Raw genomic sequence first — 16,567 nt, forward strand, 5'->3', positions numbered from 1 at the left:
GGTTCGGCACTTCAAAGTTGTCGAGTTGTTGAGATCCGGGGATCTTTGAAAATTTGGCACAAGAACAATGCGTTGCATGCGTCTTTCCCAAAACCGCACGCGACCATAGTCAAAGATGTCTATTGTCATACAGCTGTTACAAAACTGACACAAAAGCTGCGCCTATGTCGCCTAAACGGGCGCTCGAGATCCTCATGGGGGGGATCACCAAAAATGCACAAACAGGAGACATTCATGTCCTTTGTGAAACTCACCACATCGGCATTGGCCCTTTCGGCCATGGCTGCAACCGCCGCTGTGGCGCGTGACCAGGTTCAGATTGCCGGGTCGTCCACCGTTCTGCCTTACGCTTCGATCGTGGCAGAGCTTTTCGGCGATAACACCGACTTCCCGACACCGGTTGTAGAATCGGGTGGCTCCTCGGCTGGTCTCAAGCGCTTCTGCCAGGGCGTCGGCACCGAGCACACAGACATCGCAAACGCATCGCGCGCCATCCGCGACAAGGAAATCCAAGCCTGCGCCGAAGCTGGTGTGACCGACATCATCGAAGTGCGCATCGGCTATGACGGCATCGTCTTTGCAAGCCAGATCGACGGCCCTGCCTACACGGCCTTCACACCTTCCGACATCTTCAACGCGCTTGCCCCGCAGGTGATGGTTGACGGCGAACTGGTCGACAACCCGCACACGCAGTGGTCCGACTTCAACGCCGACCTGCCTGCCGACGACATCCTGGCCTTCATCCCCGGCACCAAACACGGCACACGTGAAGTGTTCGAGGAAAAGGTGATCGCGGCTGGCTGTGAAGCCACGGGCGCGATGGAAGCGATGATCGCGGGCGGCATGTCCGAAGATGACGCCGAAGATGCGTGCCTGAGCGTGCGCACGGACGGCCGTTCGGTGGACATCGACGGTGACTACACCGAAACACTGGCCTCCATTGACGCCAACGCCAACGCCATCGGCGTGTTCGGTCTGGCATTCTACGAAAACAACACCGACAAGCTGAAAGTGGCAACGATGTCCGGCGTCCAGCCGACCACAGAAACCATCGCAGCCGGTGAATACCCTGTGTCGCGTCCGCTCTACTTCTACATCAAGAAAGCCCACATCGGCGTGATCCCCGGCCTCAAAGAGTTTGCTGAGTTCTTCGTCTCCGACGCCGTTGCTGGCCCATCCGGTCCGCTGGCCGCCTATGGCCTCGTGTCCGACCCCGAGCTGGCTGCAACTCAAGCAATGATCGCTGACGAGCAAACAATGGGCGGCGGTTCCTGATCTGACCACGGATCCATACCGTGCCACGATAAACGACCGGGCGGCGCCGCTGCCGCCCGGTTTCTGCTTTCAAGGCCGTCGCAAAAGCGGCCTTAGCACTTTGGGGGAAATATGCCTGTTTTCTGGCTCATCCTGATCGTATTGGCGATCTCGGCCGTTGGGTTTGTCGTGGGTCGGCGTCGCGCGCTGGCCAGCGCGGATGGTGACAGTCGCAACCTGCATTCATTGCCGATCTATTACGGCTCAAACGCATTCATGAAATCAGTCGTTCCGGCGTTGGGCCTCATGTTTGTGTGGCTGTTGGTGCAACCGCTGTTCATTGATAACCGCATTTCCCAGATGATCCCTGAAGCTGAGGTGCGAGAGGGCTCGAACATCGGTTTGGTGATGTCGGAAGTCCGCCGCACCGCGGACGGCCTGGAAAACGCGGTCAACCTGAGTCTGATTGACGACGAAACCGCCAAAAACGCGCGCATCGAGCTTACCGACATCACGCAACGCTTGCGCGATGCAGGACAGGTGGTGACGAACCAGATCACGCAACCCGTTCTGCGGGCCGCTCAAGCGTACCGCGCAATGAGCCAGGCCTCGAACCTACTGATGACCATCGCGGTGCTGATTGTTGCTGCCCTTGGCGCGGCGTGGGGCATGATGGAGGGCCAAAAAGCGTTTCGTGCGCGAAACACCGTGGAACAGGGCGTTATGGCCCTTCTGATCGCGGCGGCATCTGTGGCCATCCTGACAACGATCGGTATCGTCCTGTCGCTGATCTTCAACACTATTGAGTTTTTCAGCCTGTATCCGGCGTCAGAGTTCTTTTTCCTCCTCGAATGGGCGCCCAGCTTCTCCGGTCGCGGCGGTGCATCCAGCCTGGGGATCATCCCGCTTTTGTGGGGCACGCTGTATATCTCTTTTGTCGCCTTGCTGGTTGCGGTGCCGATTGGGTTGTTCGCCGCGATTTACCTGTCGGAATACGCTGGACCAAAGATGCGCAGCATCGCCAAACCTCTGCTTGAGGTTCTGGCCGGTATTCCTACCATCGTCTACGGCCTGTTCGCCCTGCTGACCATTGGTCCGATCCTTTTGTCGGTGTTCGGCGACGATGGGCTGGGTTGGATGCAGGGCCAGCGCGCCGTGCTGACGGCGGGTCTCGCCATGGGCATCATGCTAATTCCCTTTGTCAGCTCACTGTCCGACGACATCATCAACGCGGTGCCACAGGCAATGCGCGATGGCTCTTACGGTCTGGGCGCGACGAAGTCAGAGACGATAAAGCAGGTTGTTCTGCCCGCTGCCCTTCCTGGCATTGTGGGCGCGATCCTGCTGGCCGCGAGCCGCGCCATCGGTGAGACGATGATCGTGGTGCTGGGGGCAGGGGCGGCAGCCCGGCTGAGCCTCAACCCGTTCGAGGCGATGACGACCGTAACGGCCAAGATCGTGTCGCAGCTGACCGGTGACAGCGACTTTGCCTCGCCCGAGGCTCTGGTCGCCTTTGCCCTCGGTATGACGCTCTTCATCATCACGCTCGGGCTGAATGTCTTTGCCCTCTACATCGTGCGCAAATATCGGGAGCAATACGAGTAATGACCGACGCAGCCATGACCCCCGAAAGCGCGCGACCCACAAAGTCGCTGACCCACGAGGACGCGCGCACCAAGAAACGCAACGCGTCCGAGCGCCGGTTTCGCGCCTACGGCATCGCAGCAATCTGCACCGGCCTGTTCTTTCTGCTGGCGCTGCTGGCCGCCATCCTGAGCGCAGGTTTGCCCGCGTTCCGTCAGGCTGTGGTCGAAGTGCCCTTTACCATGACGCAGGAGCAATTCGACGAAGCCGAAGAAGCGATGCTGAAGACGGCCATTTACACCGATTACTTCATCACATCGCTGTCGGACACGATGCAGGCCGAGGGCGTGCAGATCGAATTTGACGAAGATGCGGTGGACCGCCTGCTGGGCAAGGTGGGTGGTGACCTGCGCGCCTACTACCGTGAAAATCAGGACCAGATCGGCGAACAGATCGGCTTTGAGCTGGCGGCATCATCTCGCGTCGACCGGTACCTTAAAGGAACCTTTACGCGCGACGACCTGCAAAGCGGCAACCGCTTCTTCATGCCGGAAGACTTCGATCTGATCGACGCCATGCAAGAGGCGGGATTGATCAAGCAAGTGTTCAACTGGAACTTCATCACGGGCGTGGATACCGGCGTGGACAACCCCGGCGGCGCAGGGATCGGGGCGTCGGTTCTGGGGTCATTCTTCATGATGCTGGTGGTTCTTGCGCTCAGTCTGCCCATTGGTGTTGCGGCCTCGATCTATCTTGAGGAGTTTGCGCCCAAGAACCGGTTCACCGACTTCATTGAGGTGAACATTGCAAACCTCGCCGCCGTGCCATCCATCGTCTTCGGTATCCTGGGCCTTGCCGTGTTCATCCAATTTGCACATCTGCCGCAATCGGCGCCTTTGGTGGGTGGCCTGGTGCTGACGCTGATGACGTTGCCGACGATCATCATTTCGACCCGAGCATCGCTCAAGGCTGTGCCGCCGTCGATCCGGGATGCGGCGCTTGGGGTAGGGGCCTCGAAGATGCAATCGGTGTTCCACCACGTGCTGCCACTGGCTGCGCCCGGCATCCTGACGGGCACGATCATCGGTCTGGCGCAGGCTTTGGGTGAAACAGCACCGCTTTTGCTGATCGGCATGGTGGGCTTTGTGGCACGTTACCCCGACACCTTTGTCGAAGGGTTCCTTGAACCGAACTCGGCCGTGCCGGCACAGATCTACAACTGGGCTGCCCGCTCGGATGCGGTCTTTACCGAGAAAGCCTGGGGCGGCATCATCGTGCTGCTCTTGTTCCTGATCACAATGAACACGATCGCCGTTATCCTGCGGCGCCGGTTCGAACGCCGCTGGTAGGGGGCAAGCACATGAACGACATGAGAATTGTGGAGAGAGACGTGGACCAAAACGACGTCAAGATCGCGGCCAAGGGCGTGCAGGTCTATTACGGAGATACACATGCCATCAAGGACGTGGATGTCGATATTGAGGACAAGACCGTTACGGCGTTCATCGGTCCGTCTGGCTGCGGCAAGTCCACTTTCCTGCGCTGCATCAATAGGATGAACGACACAATTGATGTATGTCGCGTGATGGGTGACATTCATATTGATGGCGAAGACATCTACGACAGCAAGGTTGACCCTGTGCAACTGCGGGCCAAGGTCGGGATGGTGTTTCAGAAACCAAACCCGTTCCCGAAGTCGATCTATGACAATGTTGCCTACGGCCCGCGCATCCACGGCCTTGCGAAGAACAAAGCGGAACTGGATGATTTGGTTGAGAAATCCTTGCGCCGTGGCGCAATTTGGGATGAGGTCAAAGACCGGCTTGATGCGCCTGGCACCGGCTTGTCGGGTGGGCAACAACAGCGTTTGTGCATCGCACGCGCCGTTGCCACGGAACCCGAAGTTCTGCTGATGGATGAGCCATGCTCGGCGCTGGACCCCATCGCGACCGCCCAGGTCGAGGAACTCATCGACGAATTACGTCAAAGCTATTCGGTCGTCATCGTGACGCACTCGATGCAACAGGCCGCACGGGTCAGCCAGAAGACCGCGTTCTTCCACCTCGGCAACCTTGTTGAATACGGCGAGACAGGCCAAATCTTTACCAATCCCGTCGATCCGCGCACCGAAAGCTACATCACTGGCCGCATCGGCTAAGGAGCATGACCATGCAAGACCAACACATCGCCTCGGCCTTTGACCGGGACCTAGAAGCGATCCAGGCCCAAATCATGAAAATGGGCGGGCTTGTCGAGAACGCCATCCTTGAGGCTGCCATCAGCCTTGAAACCCGCGACGAAGAGCGCGCAGAACGTGTGCGCAAGGGCGACAAGGCCATCGACAATCTTGAGGAGCTGATCAACGAAGAAGCTGCGCGTGTCATCGCGCTGCGTGCGCCCACGGCAATTGACTTGAGGCTGGTGCTGTCCGTCATCAAGGTGAGCGCCAACCTGGAACGCATTGGAGATTATGCAAAAAACATGGGCAAGCGCACCAGCGTCTTGTCGCAAATGGCGCCCGTGAACGACAGTGCTGCCGCCTTGCGCCGCATGGCGAAAGAGGTTGAACGGATGCTCAAAGACGCGCTTGATGCCTATGTGGCGCGCGATGCCGAACTGGCGCAGGACGTGATCGACCGCGATACCGAGGTCGACCAGATGTACAACGCGCTGTTCCGGGAATTCCTGACCTTCATGATGGAAGACCCGCGCAACATCACGGCCTGCATGCACCTGCATTTCATTGCAAAAAATATCGAGCGGATGGGTGACCACGTCACATCCATTGCCGAGCAGGTCGTCTACCTGGTGACGGGCGCAATACCCGATGAAAACCGCCAAAAGGCGGACAAGACATCGCTTCAGGCATAGGAGAAAGCCCCAATGTCCGTCGATCAACCCCGTGTTCTGGTTGTCGAAGATGAACTCGCGCAACGCGAAGTTCTTGCCTATAATCTGGAGGCTGAAGGCTTTGCCGTGAGCCGCGCACAGAACGGCGACGAAGCCTTGCTGCTTGTCGACGAGGATATGCCGGACATCATCGTGCTGGACTGGATGATGCCGAACCTCAGCGGCATCGAAGTGTGCCGCAGGCTCAAGATCCGGCCAGAGACGCGCAGCATTCCCGTCATCATGTTGTCGGCCCGGTCAGAGGAGGTCGACAAGGTCCGCGGGCTCGAAACCGGCGCCGACGACTATGTGGTCAAACCGTATTCCGTGATCGAACTGATGGCGCGCGTGCGCAGCCAGTTGCGCCGTGTGCGGCCAGCCACTGTCGGCCAGCGTCTGGAATTTGACGACATTATTCTGGATGCCGAAAGCCATAAGGTTACGCGCGGCGAAGACGAGTTGAAACTGGGGCCAACCGAGTTTCGCTTGCTGAGCACATTTATGGAAAAACCCGGTCGCGTCTGGAGCCGTGAGCAATTGTTGGACCGTGTATGGGGCCGCGACATCTATGTCGATACGCGGACTGTCGATGTTCATATCGGTCGGTTGCGCAAGGCGTTGACGTATTTCGGAGGAAGCGATCCGGTCCGCACAGTGCGGGGTGCTGGGTATGCACTTGGGTGAGCTGAGCCGTGTAAGCATCGGATTTTACTGACTCCGGTCACTCCCTAAATTTACATAATGTGGATTATAGGCCTTACGGATCAACCGATGAAATGAGCCAGTCACCGCGTCAGCGCTCGTGACGTTCGGTCAGAGCGCATCCCTCCCTTGGCAGCCTTGCGCACCGAGCCTAGGCTACTCCCGCGTGCATGTTCTTTTCCGGCATGTCAGCAATTGGGAGAAGCAATGGACATCAAGAACAAGGCCGTGGTCGTGACAGGCGCCGCTGCCGGCATCGGTCGTGCGTTGTGCGAGGCATTTGCGGCCCAGGGTGCTGCCACGGTGGTTTGTGCCGACATCGACATCACTGGTGCAAAGGAAACAGCGCTTGCGATCAACGGCTTGGCCAGAGAGGTTGATGTCTCCAAGGAAACAGAGATCGCCAGCCTCATTGAAGATATTGAGGCCTCGGTTGGCTCGATTGACATCTTCTGCTCGAACGCGGGCGTTCTTGTCGAAGGCGGCGCTGATGCGCCTGATGCTGCATGGCAGCGCCTTTGGGAAATCAATGTCATGGCGCATGTCTGGGCCGCTCGTCATGTTGTGCCGCGAATGATCAAACGTGGCGGCGGCTATCTGCTAAACACCGCATCTGCGGCCGGATTGCTGAACCAGATCGGATCGGCGCCCTACGGGGTCACGAAACACGCGGCCGTCGGGTTGGCGGAGTGGCTGGCCATCACCCATGGCGACGCGGGTATAAAGGTATCTGTCCTGTGCCCGCAGGCCGTGCGCACCGCCATGACTGAAGGCCACGAAGATCACGTTGCCGCAATTGACGGTATGCTGGAGCCTGAGGATGCAGCGCAAGCCTGCATGGACGCCATTCGCGACGAAACATTTCTGGTCCTGCCGCACGCCAATGTTCTCAAATATATGCAACTGAAAACGGCCGATTACGACCGTTGGATCGCAGGGATGCAGAAGCTGAACCGCGCCTATTCCGGCTGAGCCTTCGGAGTGATCGGGCGGATCAACCCCTCTTGCGCAACGGAAGCGACAAGCGTGCCGTCCTTGGCGTAGATCATCCCGCGGTTAAATCCCCTGCCCTTGCCCGACCACGGACTGTCCATCGTGTAGAGGTGCCAATCACAAAACGACGCGGGTGCATGAAACCACATCGCGTGGTCGAGGCTCGCCGCCATGACGCGGCCTGTGAACCAAGTCTGGCCATGTGGGCGCAATGCCGTGCCCAACAGGTTCAGGTCCGACGCGTAAGCCAGCAAACAGTGCTGCAATTGCGGGCTGATGCCGCGTGCCGCCGCCATGCGGAACCACAGATGGCTGCGGTCGTCCATCGGCTCTGGCGTGAAGAAATCGCGCGGGGCAACTTCGCGGATGTCGATCGGACGCGGGCGCAGAAACTCCTCATGAAACTTTTGCGGAATGCGGTCAACGACCGTTTCACGGAGCGCCTTGCGGTCGGGTAGGTGCGCGGGACCCTCGACCTCGGGCATCGGGTGCTGGTGTGACCACCCGTCCTCGTCCGCGTGAAATGAGGCGGACATGTTCAGGATCTGGCGACCGTGCTGGATGGCGACGACCCGCCGGGTGGTAAAGCTTCCGCCATCGCGGGCGCGATCCACCTGGTAGATCACCGGGATCGACGGGTCGCCGGGCCGGATGAAATAGGCGTGCAGCGAATGGCATAACCGGTCCTCAACCGTACGATAGGCGGCGGCAAGCGCCTGGCCAATCACCTGACCGCCGAAAATGCGCGTGGGTGTCTCGCCGCCCTGCCCCGTGCCGCGAAACAGATCGACCTCAAGCCGTTCTACGGCCAGAAGGTCCAGCAAAGTCTGGTGTGCATCCGTCATGGTCGCCGTCCTGTCACATCAGCGCGCCATGCACCAGCGCCTTGAGTTCGGCGCGGGCGGGATAGCTGGAGGATGGGCTGAGCTGTGTAAACAGCACCGTGCTGATGTCGTGCGCGCGGTCGACCCAGAAAAACGTGGACGCCATGCCACCCCAACTGAAGTCTCCAATCGAAGACGGCACGCGACTGCGCGCCGGATCAATGACGACCGCACCGCCGATGCCAAAGCCCATGCCTTCCATAGGTTGTTCGGCAAAACTTGCTGGGCCCAGGCTCGCAATATCGCCGGGCAGATGGTTCGACATCATGAAGTCTGCGGTCGAGGGCGAAATCAGCCCCTGCCCGCGCAACCGCAAGCACTCAGTAAATGTCATGTAGTCGTCGATGCTACCGACAAGCCCACCACCGCCGCTGAAACACGTGGTACGGCGAAAGGGCGAGCCCTCCGCATCATCGAAAAGGCGCAGCGCGTTGCCACCCTTGGCTTGCGCATTCAGGTCCATCGCGTTGCCCGCCAGCGGTGTGTAGAGGCTGGCAAAGCGGTCGAGCGCGCCATCGGGCACGGCAAACCCGGTATCGACCATGCCCAACGGTCCAAGAACGCGTGTGCGAAACACCTGATCCAACGTCTCGCCCGTCACAACCTCGATGACGCGTCCGATAACGTCGATCCCGACCGAGTACTCCCACCGCGCACCGGGCGCAAAAGCCAGCGGCAAGGTTGCAAGCTGCGCACATTGTTCAGCCAGCGTGCCGGCTGTCGGTTTGAAGAGCAGATCGAGGTCTTGCATTGCCTTGGGCAGGACACCGGGATTGAACGGGTAGCTGAAACCGGACCGGTGCGTCAGTACCTGATGCAGTGTCGGTGACGGACTTGGGTCTGTGTCCGAGATATCCTTGGCGTTTGGTCGCAACGCGTGCATCTCTGCGAAGTCTGGCAAGAAAGTTGAAAGGGGCGCATCAAGGTGCAGACGCCCCTCCTCCACCAGCATCATCAGGATGAGCGAGGTGATCGGCTTGGTCATCGAATAGATGCGCGCAAGCGTGTCACGCTCAAAAGGCGCGGCACTGTCGAGGTCGCGCACACCCGACTGGGCAAACAAGACCTCCTTGCCATGCTGATGGATCAGCACCGACAGTCCTGCAAATTTCTTCGCCCTCACGTACGCCTCTGCCCAGGTCTGGATGCGGGACAGTCGGGCGGGATCGAGGGTCAGGGACATGTGGTCACGATACGGTGCTGTGCGGTGTTGCCAAGGCAAAACGACCGGGCATAGCGTCGGCGCGAGGGGAGATCGCGATGCTGACACTTCATTTTGCGCCACGCAGTCGCGCGGTTCGTGTGACCTGGTTGCTCGAAGAAATGGGGTTGGAATACGACCTCGTGTCTTACGATCTGGGCGATCCGGTCATGCGCAGCGCTGCGTTTCGATCACAGGTGCATCCGATGGGGCGTGTGCCTGTGCTCGTTGACGGGGACGTGCAGATCATGGAAAGCGGCGCGATTCTCGAATACCTGCTGACGCGCCACGGCGATGGCCGCTTACGGCCTGCCCCTGACAACGCGGACTATCCCACGTATCTGCAATGGCTTCACTACGCCGAGGGCATGATCATGCCGCAGGTCAACAGCTACATGGTCGAGACATTCTTTCTGCCGCCCGAGCGTCGATCAGAGGTGCATGCCAAACGCGCCATGAAGCTGATGGGGCAGATGTTGGTCCCGGTAGATGCGGCGCTGGAGGGTCGGGACTTCCTTGCGGGCGCGTTTTCAGCGGCGGACATCATGACGGGATCGGCGGCAATATCGGCCAAAAGCATCGGGGGCGATATGTCGGCCCTGCCCCATCTGTCTGCCTATACGGACCGGCTGTTGGCCCGTCCGGCCTACCAGAAAGCCGCGGCGCTTTGATGCAAAGGACGCCTGGCGGCGACGCGATTCATTTTTGGGAATGAGGGGCGTCACCCCTCAAACGCCCCACCGTATTCGAAAAGAGAAGAAGATCAGACTTCCAGCCATTCCTTGCGCACGTCGTCGCGCGCCTTGAGTTCAGCGGGCGTGCCTTCGAACACGACCTGCCCGTGCCCCATGACGTAGACGCGGTGCGCGATGTCGAGAGCGATGGACAGTTTCTGCTCGACCAGAAGTGTTGCAATCCCGCGTTTCGCGATCTCTTGCAGCAATTGGGCTACCCGCTGGACCATCTGCGGTGACAGCCCCTCGGTCGGTTCGTCAATCATCACGAGGTCCGGGTCGCCCATGAGGGTGCGGCACATGGTCAGCATCTGCTGTTCGCCCCCCGACAGCACCGACGCCTCCACATCGGCGCGGCGGGCGAGGTTTTCGAACATGTCGAACATGTCCTGCATCGACCAGCGCCCTTCCCCGTCCTTTTGCCCCGGCTTGAGGCCGAGGATCAGGTTTTGCCGCGTGGTAAGTCCAGGAAAGATGTCGCGGTTTTCGGGCACGTATCCGATGCCTAGATTGGCCACCTCATAGGCTTTCTTGCCCGCGATCTCCTGCCCCCTAAACTTGACGGATCCATGCGGGGCCACCTCGCCCATCACGGCCTTGCAGGTGGTCGAGCGGCCCACGCCATTGCGGCCCAGAAGGGCCACGATCTCGCCTTCGGCAATCTGGATATTCACACCCTGAAGGATGTGGGATTTGCCGTAGTACGCATGCAGGTCAGTGACATCCAGCATCAGTGCGCCTCCAATGCTTCGCCAAGGTAGGCTTCCTGCACCTTGGGGTTCGCGCGCACGGCCTCTGGCGTGCCGGTGGCGATGATCTCACCGTAAACCAGCACGCTGATCTGGTCGGCGAGGCCAAATACGACGCCCATGTCATGTTCGACCATCACCAGCGTCTTACCCTCCGTCACCGTACGGATCAGCTCGACAATGTAGTCGGTTTCGGAATGGCTCATCCCAGCCGTGGGTTCATCCAGCATGATAACATCCGCGCCACCAGCAATGGTGATCCCGATCTCAAGCGCGCGCTGCTCGGCATAGCTGAGGACACCCGCAGGCAGATCACGACGGGCGGTCAGGTTGATCTGGTCGAGGATTTCATCGGTGCCTTCGGTCAAGGCACGCGAGCGGCCCACCATGGACCAGAAGTTATAGCGGTATCCCATCGACCACAGCAGCGAACAGCGCACGTTTTCGAACACTGTCATCTTTGGGAAGATATTGGTGATCTGGAAGCTGCGCGACAGCCCCATGCGGTTGATCTCGAACGGCGCTTTGCCGGCGAGGTCCTCCCCATGCAGCCGAATGTGCCCTTCGCTCTGCGGAAAGCGACCGGTGATCAGGTTGAACAGGGTCGATTTACCCGCCCCGTTTGGACCGATGATAGCGTGGCGCTCGCCTTTACCGATGCTTAGATCGACTCCGCGAATGATCTCGGTCTTGCCAAAGGACTTCTTGAGCCCATCCAACTGCAGCGCGGCCGTCATCGCATGGCTCCGTCGGGTGTATTGGCCTGCCCCCAGGCCTCTGCCAGGGCTGGCGCGGTACGGCGCGCGATGCCAAAGCCGATCAAGGTAACGGCAATGGCGATAATCCATGGCACGACCGAATGGGTGTCGAATGTGGTCCAGTAGATCGTCATCTCGTGATCGCCTGCGCTGGCGTGGCGCGCGTGAAACGTCATCTCGATCAGCGCCGCGGCACCCAGACATCCCACCGCACCCGACCCGAGCGTCTTGAGATATGGCATGCCCAGAAGGCCAAGTTTGCCCAAACGCATGGCAGGCACATGCATCATGATCAGCCCCGCCAGACCGCCGGGAAAGAACATGACCGTTACTACAAAAACGATGCCCAGGTAGAAGCCCCACAGCTCGGTTTGCAGGCTCAGCACGGTCTGCACCAGCGTAAACACGATGGCCCCGAGTATAGGTCCGAAGAAGAAGCCTACTCCGCCCAGGAAGGTGGCCAGCAGGATCAGCCCGGATTGGGTGGTGTTCAGGTTCTCTTCGGTCAGGATTTCATAGTTGATGGCAAAGAGTGCGCCCGCGACACCCGCGAAAAAGCCCGAGGCGACGAAGGAGAAGAAGCGCACCCAGCGGGCAGAGTACCCCAGAAACTCGGCCCGTTCGGGGTTGTCACGCACGGCATTGGCCATCCGCCCCAGCGGGGTGCGCGAATAGAGGTACATGAGGGCCGCTGAAATCAGCAGCCACGCGGCGATCAGGTAATAGACCTCGATCTGCTGCAGGAATTCGACCCCAAAGAACGGCATGCCGTAGGTACGGTCACCCGATATGCCTTCCTCTCCACCGAAGAAGGCGACGATGATGACCGAGCAGGCGGCAATCAACTCACCCACGCCAAGCGAGATCATGGCAAAGACTGTGCCTGCCTTGCGGGTGGAAAACGAGCCGACAATGGTCGCCAGCCCCATGCCCATCAAGCCGCCAAAAACAGGCAGCAGTGGTAGCGGGATCTGGGCAAAGAAGTCGTCCATGTTCATGATGTGAACACAGGCAAAGCCGCCGACGCCGGCGTAAACGGCATGGCCGAAGCTCAGCATCCCGCCTTGCCCCAGCAGCATGTTATAGGCCAAAGCGAAGATGATGGTGATCGCCATCTGGTTCATGATCGTGATCGCGGAATTGGCCGTGAAGATGAACGGCAGGACCATCAGCAGCGCCGCGGCCAGCACCCAGGGGATCAATGGGACCGTCAACGATCCCGCGCGCATCCGTTGCGCGGGCTTGGTCGGGTCGGTGGTCAGCTGATCTGTCATGCGTCACGCTTTCCGAACAGGCCATACGGGCGGAAGATCAGGATCAGCACCATCAGGATGTAAGGCAGGATGTCTGCAATCTGCGGGCTGGTGATCGACCACAGGTCACGCCAGGCGCTGTCCCAGATCGGTTCGGGCTTGGTAAAGCCGAGCCAGGTGAGCAGATCCTCCATCCGCAGGTTGTACGCTTTGGAGAACGTTGTGATCCATCCGATGAGCAAAGAAGCCACCAGCGCGCCCCACAGGCTGCCTAAGCCTCCGATGACAATGGTTACGAAGACGATGGAGCCGAGGACAAAGGCCATGCCGGGGAATGTGCCCAAGACCGGGCCTGCAATGACACCTGCAACACCCGCAAGCGCGGTGCCCACGCCAAACACGCCCATGAAGATAAGCGGCACGTTGTGGCCCAAAGCTTCAACCGTTTTGGGATATGTCAGGGCCGCCTGGATGATCATGCCCACCCGTGTGCGCGTCAGCACGTACAAGAGCCCGATGAAAATCGCGATCGAGATGAAAATCATGAAGATTTTGTAGGCCGGGATCGAATTGCCCGCGATGGAGAAGGCGGTGAATTGCAGGACCTCCGGCGTGGCATAGGGCATCTGGTTCTTGCCCCAGATGAACTGCACCAACTCCTCGATCAGCAGTGCAAGGCCGAAGGTAAAGATCAGCTCCGGCACGTGCCCGTATTGGTGCACCCGCCTGAGCCCATAACGCTCCACCCCTGCCCCAAGGACGCCAACCACCAGCGGCGCAATCAAGAGGCCCATCCAGAAGCCGAGATACAGGCTGATCTGGAAGGCGAAATATGCGCCCAGCATGTAAAAGCTCGCATGGGCGAAGTTGAGCACGCCCATCATGGAAAAAATCAGCGTCAGACCCGCTGACAGCATGAACAGGAGGAGGCCCGTGACGAGCCCGTCGATGAGATTGACGAGGATGAGGTCCATATCAGCCGTAATCCAAAGGACGCCTTGCGGCGACGTGATCCATGTTTCGGGAATGAGGGGTTTCACCCCTCAAACTCCCCACCGTATTTGGAAAGAGAAGAAGCAAAAGGGGCGCGGGACCGCCCCCCGTGCCTATCTTTTACGGGCGCCGCATCTTGCAGGTCGTGGGGCTGTCGGCGGCGGCCATCTCGACCGTCTTGACCACCTTCACGCCGAAGCCGGAATTGTCATGGTCGTGCACCACGTCACTGGTGTGCTCCATAATGTGCACGTTCTGGATCAGCTGGTGATCGCTTTCGCGCATCATCAGGTTGCCGCCCCATAGGCTTTCATGCTCCATCCCGGCAAGCGCATAGGCCACCGGCACCACGTCATCTGCCGTGCCCGCCTCGTTGATCGCCTTGGCCAGCATCTCGATGACGTTTGTGATGCGCGCCTGGCTCATGTTCCCGTCCGGATACTTCGCCTTGAACGCCTGAATGTACTCCGAGGCGCGGTCATTGGGTGGCGGGTTCAATTGCCCTTCCGCGACGAGGCGCAAGCTGCCGACGCCCGCGTCGCCAAAAGCTGCGGTGATCCCGTCAGCGGCGGCGTAGTAGGTATAAATCGGCCCGGTAAAGCCGTTTTCAAGCACGGACTTGCCCAACCCCACCATATCGGCGCCCCAGTTGCCGGTGATGACTGCATCGGCCCCCGACGCCACGATCTTGCGGCTGTAAGGCGTGAAATCCTTGACCTTGCCGATGGGGTGCAATTCGTTGCCGACGATCTCGATCTGGGGGGCCTTTTCGCCCAGATACTTCACCGCCGCCGAAGCGACCGCTTTGCCAAAGCTGTAGTCCTGGCCGATGATATAGACCTTTTCGATCTCGTCATTGCTGACGATGCTGTCCGTCAGTGCGTCCATCTTGATGTCTGCATTCGCGTCAAAGCGGAAGTGCCAGAAGTTGCACTTGTCGTTGGTCAGCGCGGGATCCACCGCCGAGTAGTTCAAAAACAAAACGCGGTCGTCCGGATTGCGGCGGTTGTGCTTGTTGATGGCTTCGGTCAACGCGTTTGCAACGCCGGACGAGTTGCCCTGCGCGATGTACCTGATGCCCTGGTCGATCGCGACCTGCAGCTGGATCAGCGACTCCTTTGGGCTGATCTTGTTGTCGAACGCGACAATCTCGAACATGTCGCCGTCCAGCACGCCGCCCTTCTTGTTCACAAGCTCTTCAGCCGCGAATTGATACTGGTGCAGACCATTGGTTCCGGTCCCGGCAAAGGGTCCGCTCAGCGGGTCAATGAATGCAATTTTGATGCTGTCGGCGCCAGCGGCAAAGGCGCTGACGGCAAGAGTCAGGGCTGTCGTTAGCCCAAGCATGGTCTTGGTGCGCATGATGTTCCTCCCTAGAACGCGGTCCGCCAGGCAGCCTCTATCGGGCCAGTTTGCGAAGCGGGATAGGTCCAGCGTTGCACAGGTACAGTAGAAGTCAAGCGTCTAGGTTGAATCCGTCTTCAAGCTCCGACGTAGTCGCATTACATTCATGTATCGCATTAATTTCAATATGTAGAGTATTGCTATTTATCAACTTCTAACGCTTTTAAGCCGTTCTCGGCGAAGACCGGAACAAAGGCACCCAGTTGCATGGCACGTTTTGGGTTGGATGCATTCCCGTCCAGAGCCCTCTTGAGCACGCCTTGGATGATTGCCCCCATGCGGAAAAAGCAAAACGCGACGAAGAAACCAAAGCGGTCCACCTTGTCCAATCCGCGTCTTTGGCAATATTCCGCCACAAACGCGGCATCCGTTGGCAAGCCAAGTGCCGCACGATCAACACCCATCAGGCCCCGTCCTTCCGGTCCGGCCGGAAGTTGCCACTGCATGATGACGGATGCGAGATCGGCATAAGGGTGGCCAATCGTGCTGAGCTCCCAGTCAAGCACCGCAAGGCAGCGTGTGCCGGTCTCCTCGAAGATCATGTTGTCGATCCGGAAGTCACCATGCACCAGCGTACGTTGGCCATCATCGTCCGGCATATCAGCCTCCAACCGCGCGATCAGTCTGTTCATGGCCGGAATATCCTGCGTTTCCGACGCGCGGTATTGCTTCGTCCACCGTCCGATCTGGCGTTCTAGGTAATGGCCGGGTGGGCCGTAGTCGCTTAGCCCCACCGCGTCGATATCCACGTCATGCAGGGCCGCCAGCACACGGTTCATATCGGCTATCAGAGCGGTTCGATCTTGGTTCGACAGCCCCTCCATCGTCGGTTCGTTGAAATTCCGGCCCCGCACGTGATCCATCACGTAAAAATCAGACCCGATGACCGATGGATCTTCACACAGCACATGCATCTTCGCGACCGGTACCTCCGATCCGGCGAGGGCCTTTTGCACGCGAAACTCGCGGTCCACGGCATGGGCGGATTTCAGCAGCTGACCCGGCGGCTTGCGGCGCAACACGTAGTGTCCCGCGCCAGTTTTCAGCAGGAAGGTCGGATTGGACTGGCCGCCGGTGAACTTCGTGGCAGAGATCGGCCCGTCAAATCCGGGCAGCCTGCCCCGCAAGTACAGTGCGACGGCGTCGGTATCGAGCGTTTGTGTATCCAT

General features: G+C 59.4%; 16 protein-coding genes. 8 read left to right on the forward strand and 8 right to left on the reverse strand.

The window, feature by feature from the left end; genetic code table 11:
• The first annotated feature begins 234 nt into the window (after positions 1-234).
• From FD715_RS03050 to FD715_RS03080, 7 genes are all read left to right on the forward strand, one after another.
• The gene (locus FD715_RS03050; protein WP_147104951.1) at positions 235-1,275 is read left to right on the forward strand and encodes a substrate-binding domain-containing protein; all 1,041 of its coding nucleotides are present in this window, start codon (positions 235-237) and stop codon (positions 1,273-1,275) included.
• 111 nt (positions 1,276-1,386) lie between these two features.
• On the forward strand, positions 1,387-2,859 hold the full coding sequence (gene pstC / locus FD715_RS03055; protein WP_147104953.1) for a phosphate ABC transporter permease subunit PstC: 1,473 nt from the start codon (positions 1,387-1,389) through the stop codon (positions 2,857-2,859).
• Positions 2,859-4,187: a phosphate ABC transporter permease PstA gene (gene pstA, locus FD715_RS03060; protein ID WP_147104956.1), complete on the forward strand. Its 1,329-nt coding sequence runs from the start codon at positions 2,859-2,861 to the stop codon at positions 4,185-4,187. The genes pstC and pstA overlap by 1 nt, the downstream gene beginning before the upstream one ends.
• Positions 4,188-4,198: 11 nt before the next feature.
• On the forward strand, positions 4,199-4,996 hold the full coding sequence (gene pstB, locus FD715_RS03065) for a phosphate ABC transporter ATP-binding protein PstB (RefSeq protein ID WP_147104959.1): 798 nt from the start codon (positions 4,199-4,201) through the stop codon (positions 4,994-4,996).
• 11 nt (positions 4,997-5,007) lie between these two features.
• On the forward strand, positions 5,008-5,709 hold the full coding sequence (phoU, locus tag FD715_RS03070; protein WP_147104962.1) for a phosphate signaling complex protein PhoU: 702 nt from the start codon (positions 5,008-5,010) through the stop codon (positions 5,707-5,709).
• A gap of 12 nt (positions 5,710-5,721) precedes the next feature.
• Positions 5,722-6,411 (forward strand): phosphate regulon transcriptional regulator PhoB, encoded by a 690-nt coding sequence (gene phoB / locus FD715_RS03075; protein WP_147104966.1) that lies wholly within the window; start codon positions 5,722-5,724, stop codon positions 6,409-6,411.
• 225 nt (positions 6,412-6,636) lie between these two features.
• The gene (locus FD715_RS03080) at positions 6,637-7,401 is read left to right on the forward strand and encodes an SDR family oxidoreductase (RefSeq protein ID WP_147104968.1); all 765 of its coding nucleotides are present in this window, start codon (positions 6,637-6,639) and stop codon (positions 7,399-7,401) included.
• Here FD715_RS03080 and FD715_RS03085 read toward each other — a convergent pair.
• Together FD715_RS03085 and FD715_RS03090 are read right to left on the reverse strand one after the other, a co-directional pair.
• Positions 7,389-8,267, reverse strand: a complete 879-nt coding sequence (locus FD715_RS03085) for an acyl-CoA thioesterase II (protein WP_147104971.1) — start codon at positions 8,265-8,267, stop codon at positions 7,389-7,391. The two genes, FD715_RS03080 and FD715_RS03085, sit on opposite strands and share 13 nt — an antisense overlap.
• A gap of 13 nt (positions 8,268-8,280) precedes the next feature.
• Positions 8,281-9,489 (reverse strand): serine hydrolase, encoded by a 1,209-nt coding sequence (locus FD715_RS03090; RefSeq protein WP_147104974.1) that lies wholly within the window; start codon positions 9,487-9,489, stop codon positions 8,281-8,283.
• A gap of 77 nt (positions 9,490-9,566) precedes the next feature.
• On the opposite strand from FD715_RS03090, the gene FD715_RS03095 reads away from it, so the two are divergent.
• Positions 9,567-10,178: a glutathione S-transferase family protein gene (locus FD715_RS03095; protein ID WP_147104976.1), complete on the forward strand. Its 612-nt coding sequence runs from the start codon at positions 9,567-9,569 to the stop codon at positions 10,176-10,178.
• Between the two features lie 92 nt (positions 10,179-10,270).
• Here the strand turns inward: FD715_RS03095 and FD715_RS03100 are convergent, their stop codons facing one another.
• The 6 genes from FD715_RS03100 to FD715_RS03125 form a co-directional block, all read right to left on the reverse strand.
• On the reverse strand, positions 10,271-10,975 hold the full coding sequence (locus FD715_RS03100; RefSeq protein WP_370455332.1) for an ABC transporter ATP-binding protein: 705 nt from the start codon (positions 10,973-10,975) through the stop codon (positions 10,271-10,273).
• Positions 10,972-11,727: an ABC transporter ATP-binding protein gene (locus FD715_RS03105; RefSeq protein WP_147104980.1), complete on the reverse strand. Its 756-nt coding sequence runs from the start codon at positions 11,725-11,727 to the stop codon at positions 10,972-10,974. Before FD715_RS03105 ends, FD715_RS03100 begins: the two co-directional genes overlap by 4 nt.
• Positions 11,724-13,022 carry a branched-chain amino acid ABC transporter permease gene (locus FD715_RS03110; protein WP_147104982.1) on the reverse strand — a complete coding sequence of 433 codons (1,299 nt, stop codon included), beginning with the start codon at positions 13,020-13,022 and terminating at the stop codon, positions 11,724-11,726. The genes FD715_RS03105 and FD715_RS03110 overlap by 4 nt, the downstream gene beginning before the upstream one ends.
• Positions 13,019-14,041, reverse strand: a complete 1,023-nt coding sequence (locus FD715_RS03115; RefSeq protein WP_223274713.1) for a branched-chain amino acid ABC transporter permease — start codon at positions 14,039-14,041, stop codon at positions 13,019-13,021. Before FD715_RS03115 ends, FD715_RS03110 begins: the two co-directional genes overlap by 4 nt.
• A gap of 73 nt (positions 14,042-14,114) precedes the next feature.
• Complete coding sequence (locus FD715_RS03120; RefSeq protein WP_223274714.1) at positions 14,115-15,356, reverse strand: branched-chain amino acid ABC transporter substrate-binding protein; 1,242 nt, start codon at positions 15,354-15,356, stop codon at positions 14,115-14,117.
• A gap of 182 nt (positions 15,357-15,538) precedes the next feature.
• Complete coding sequence (locus tag FD715_RS03125) at positions 15,539-16,567, reverse strand: phosphotransferase family protein (RefSeq protein WP_147104985.1); 1,029 nt, start codon at positions 16,565-16,567, stop codon at positions 15,539-15,541.

This window comes from Tateyamaria sp. syn59, assembly GCF_007995245.1.
In the GTDB taxonomy this organism is placed as follows: Bacteria; Pseudomonadota; Alphaproteobacteria; order Rhodobacterales; family Rhodobacteraceae; genus Tateyamaria.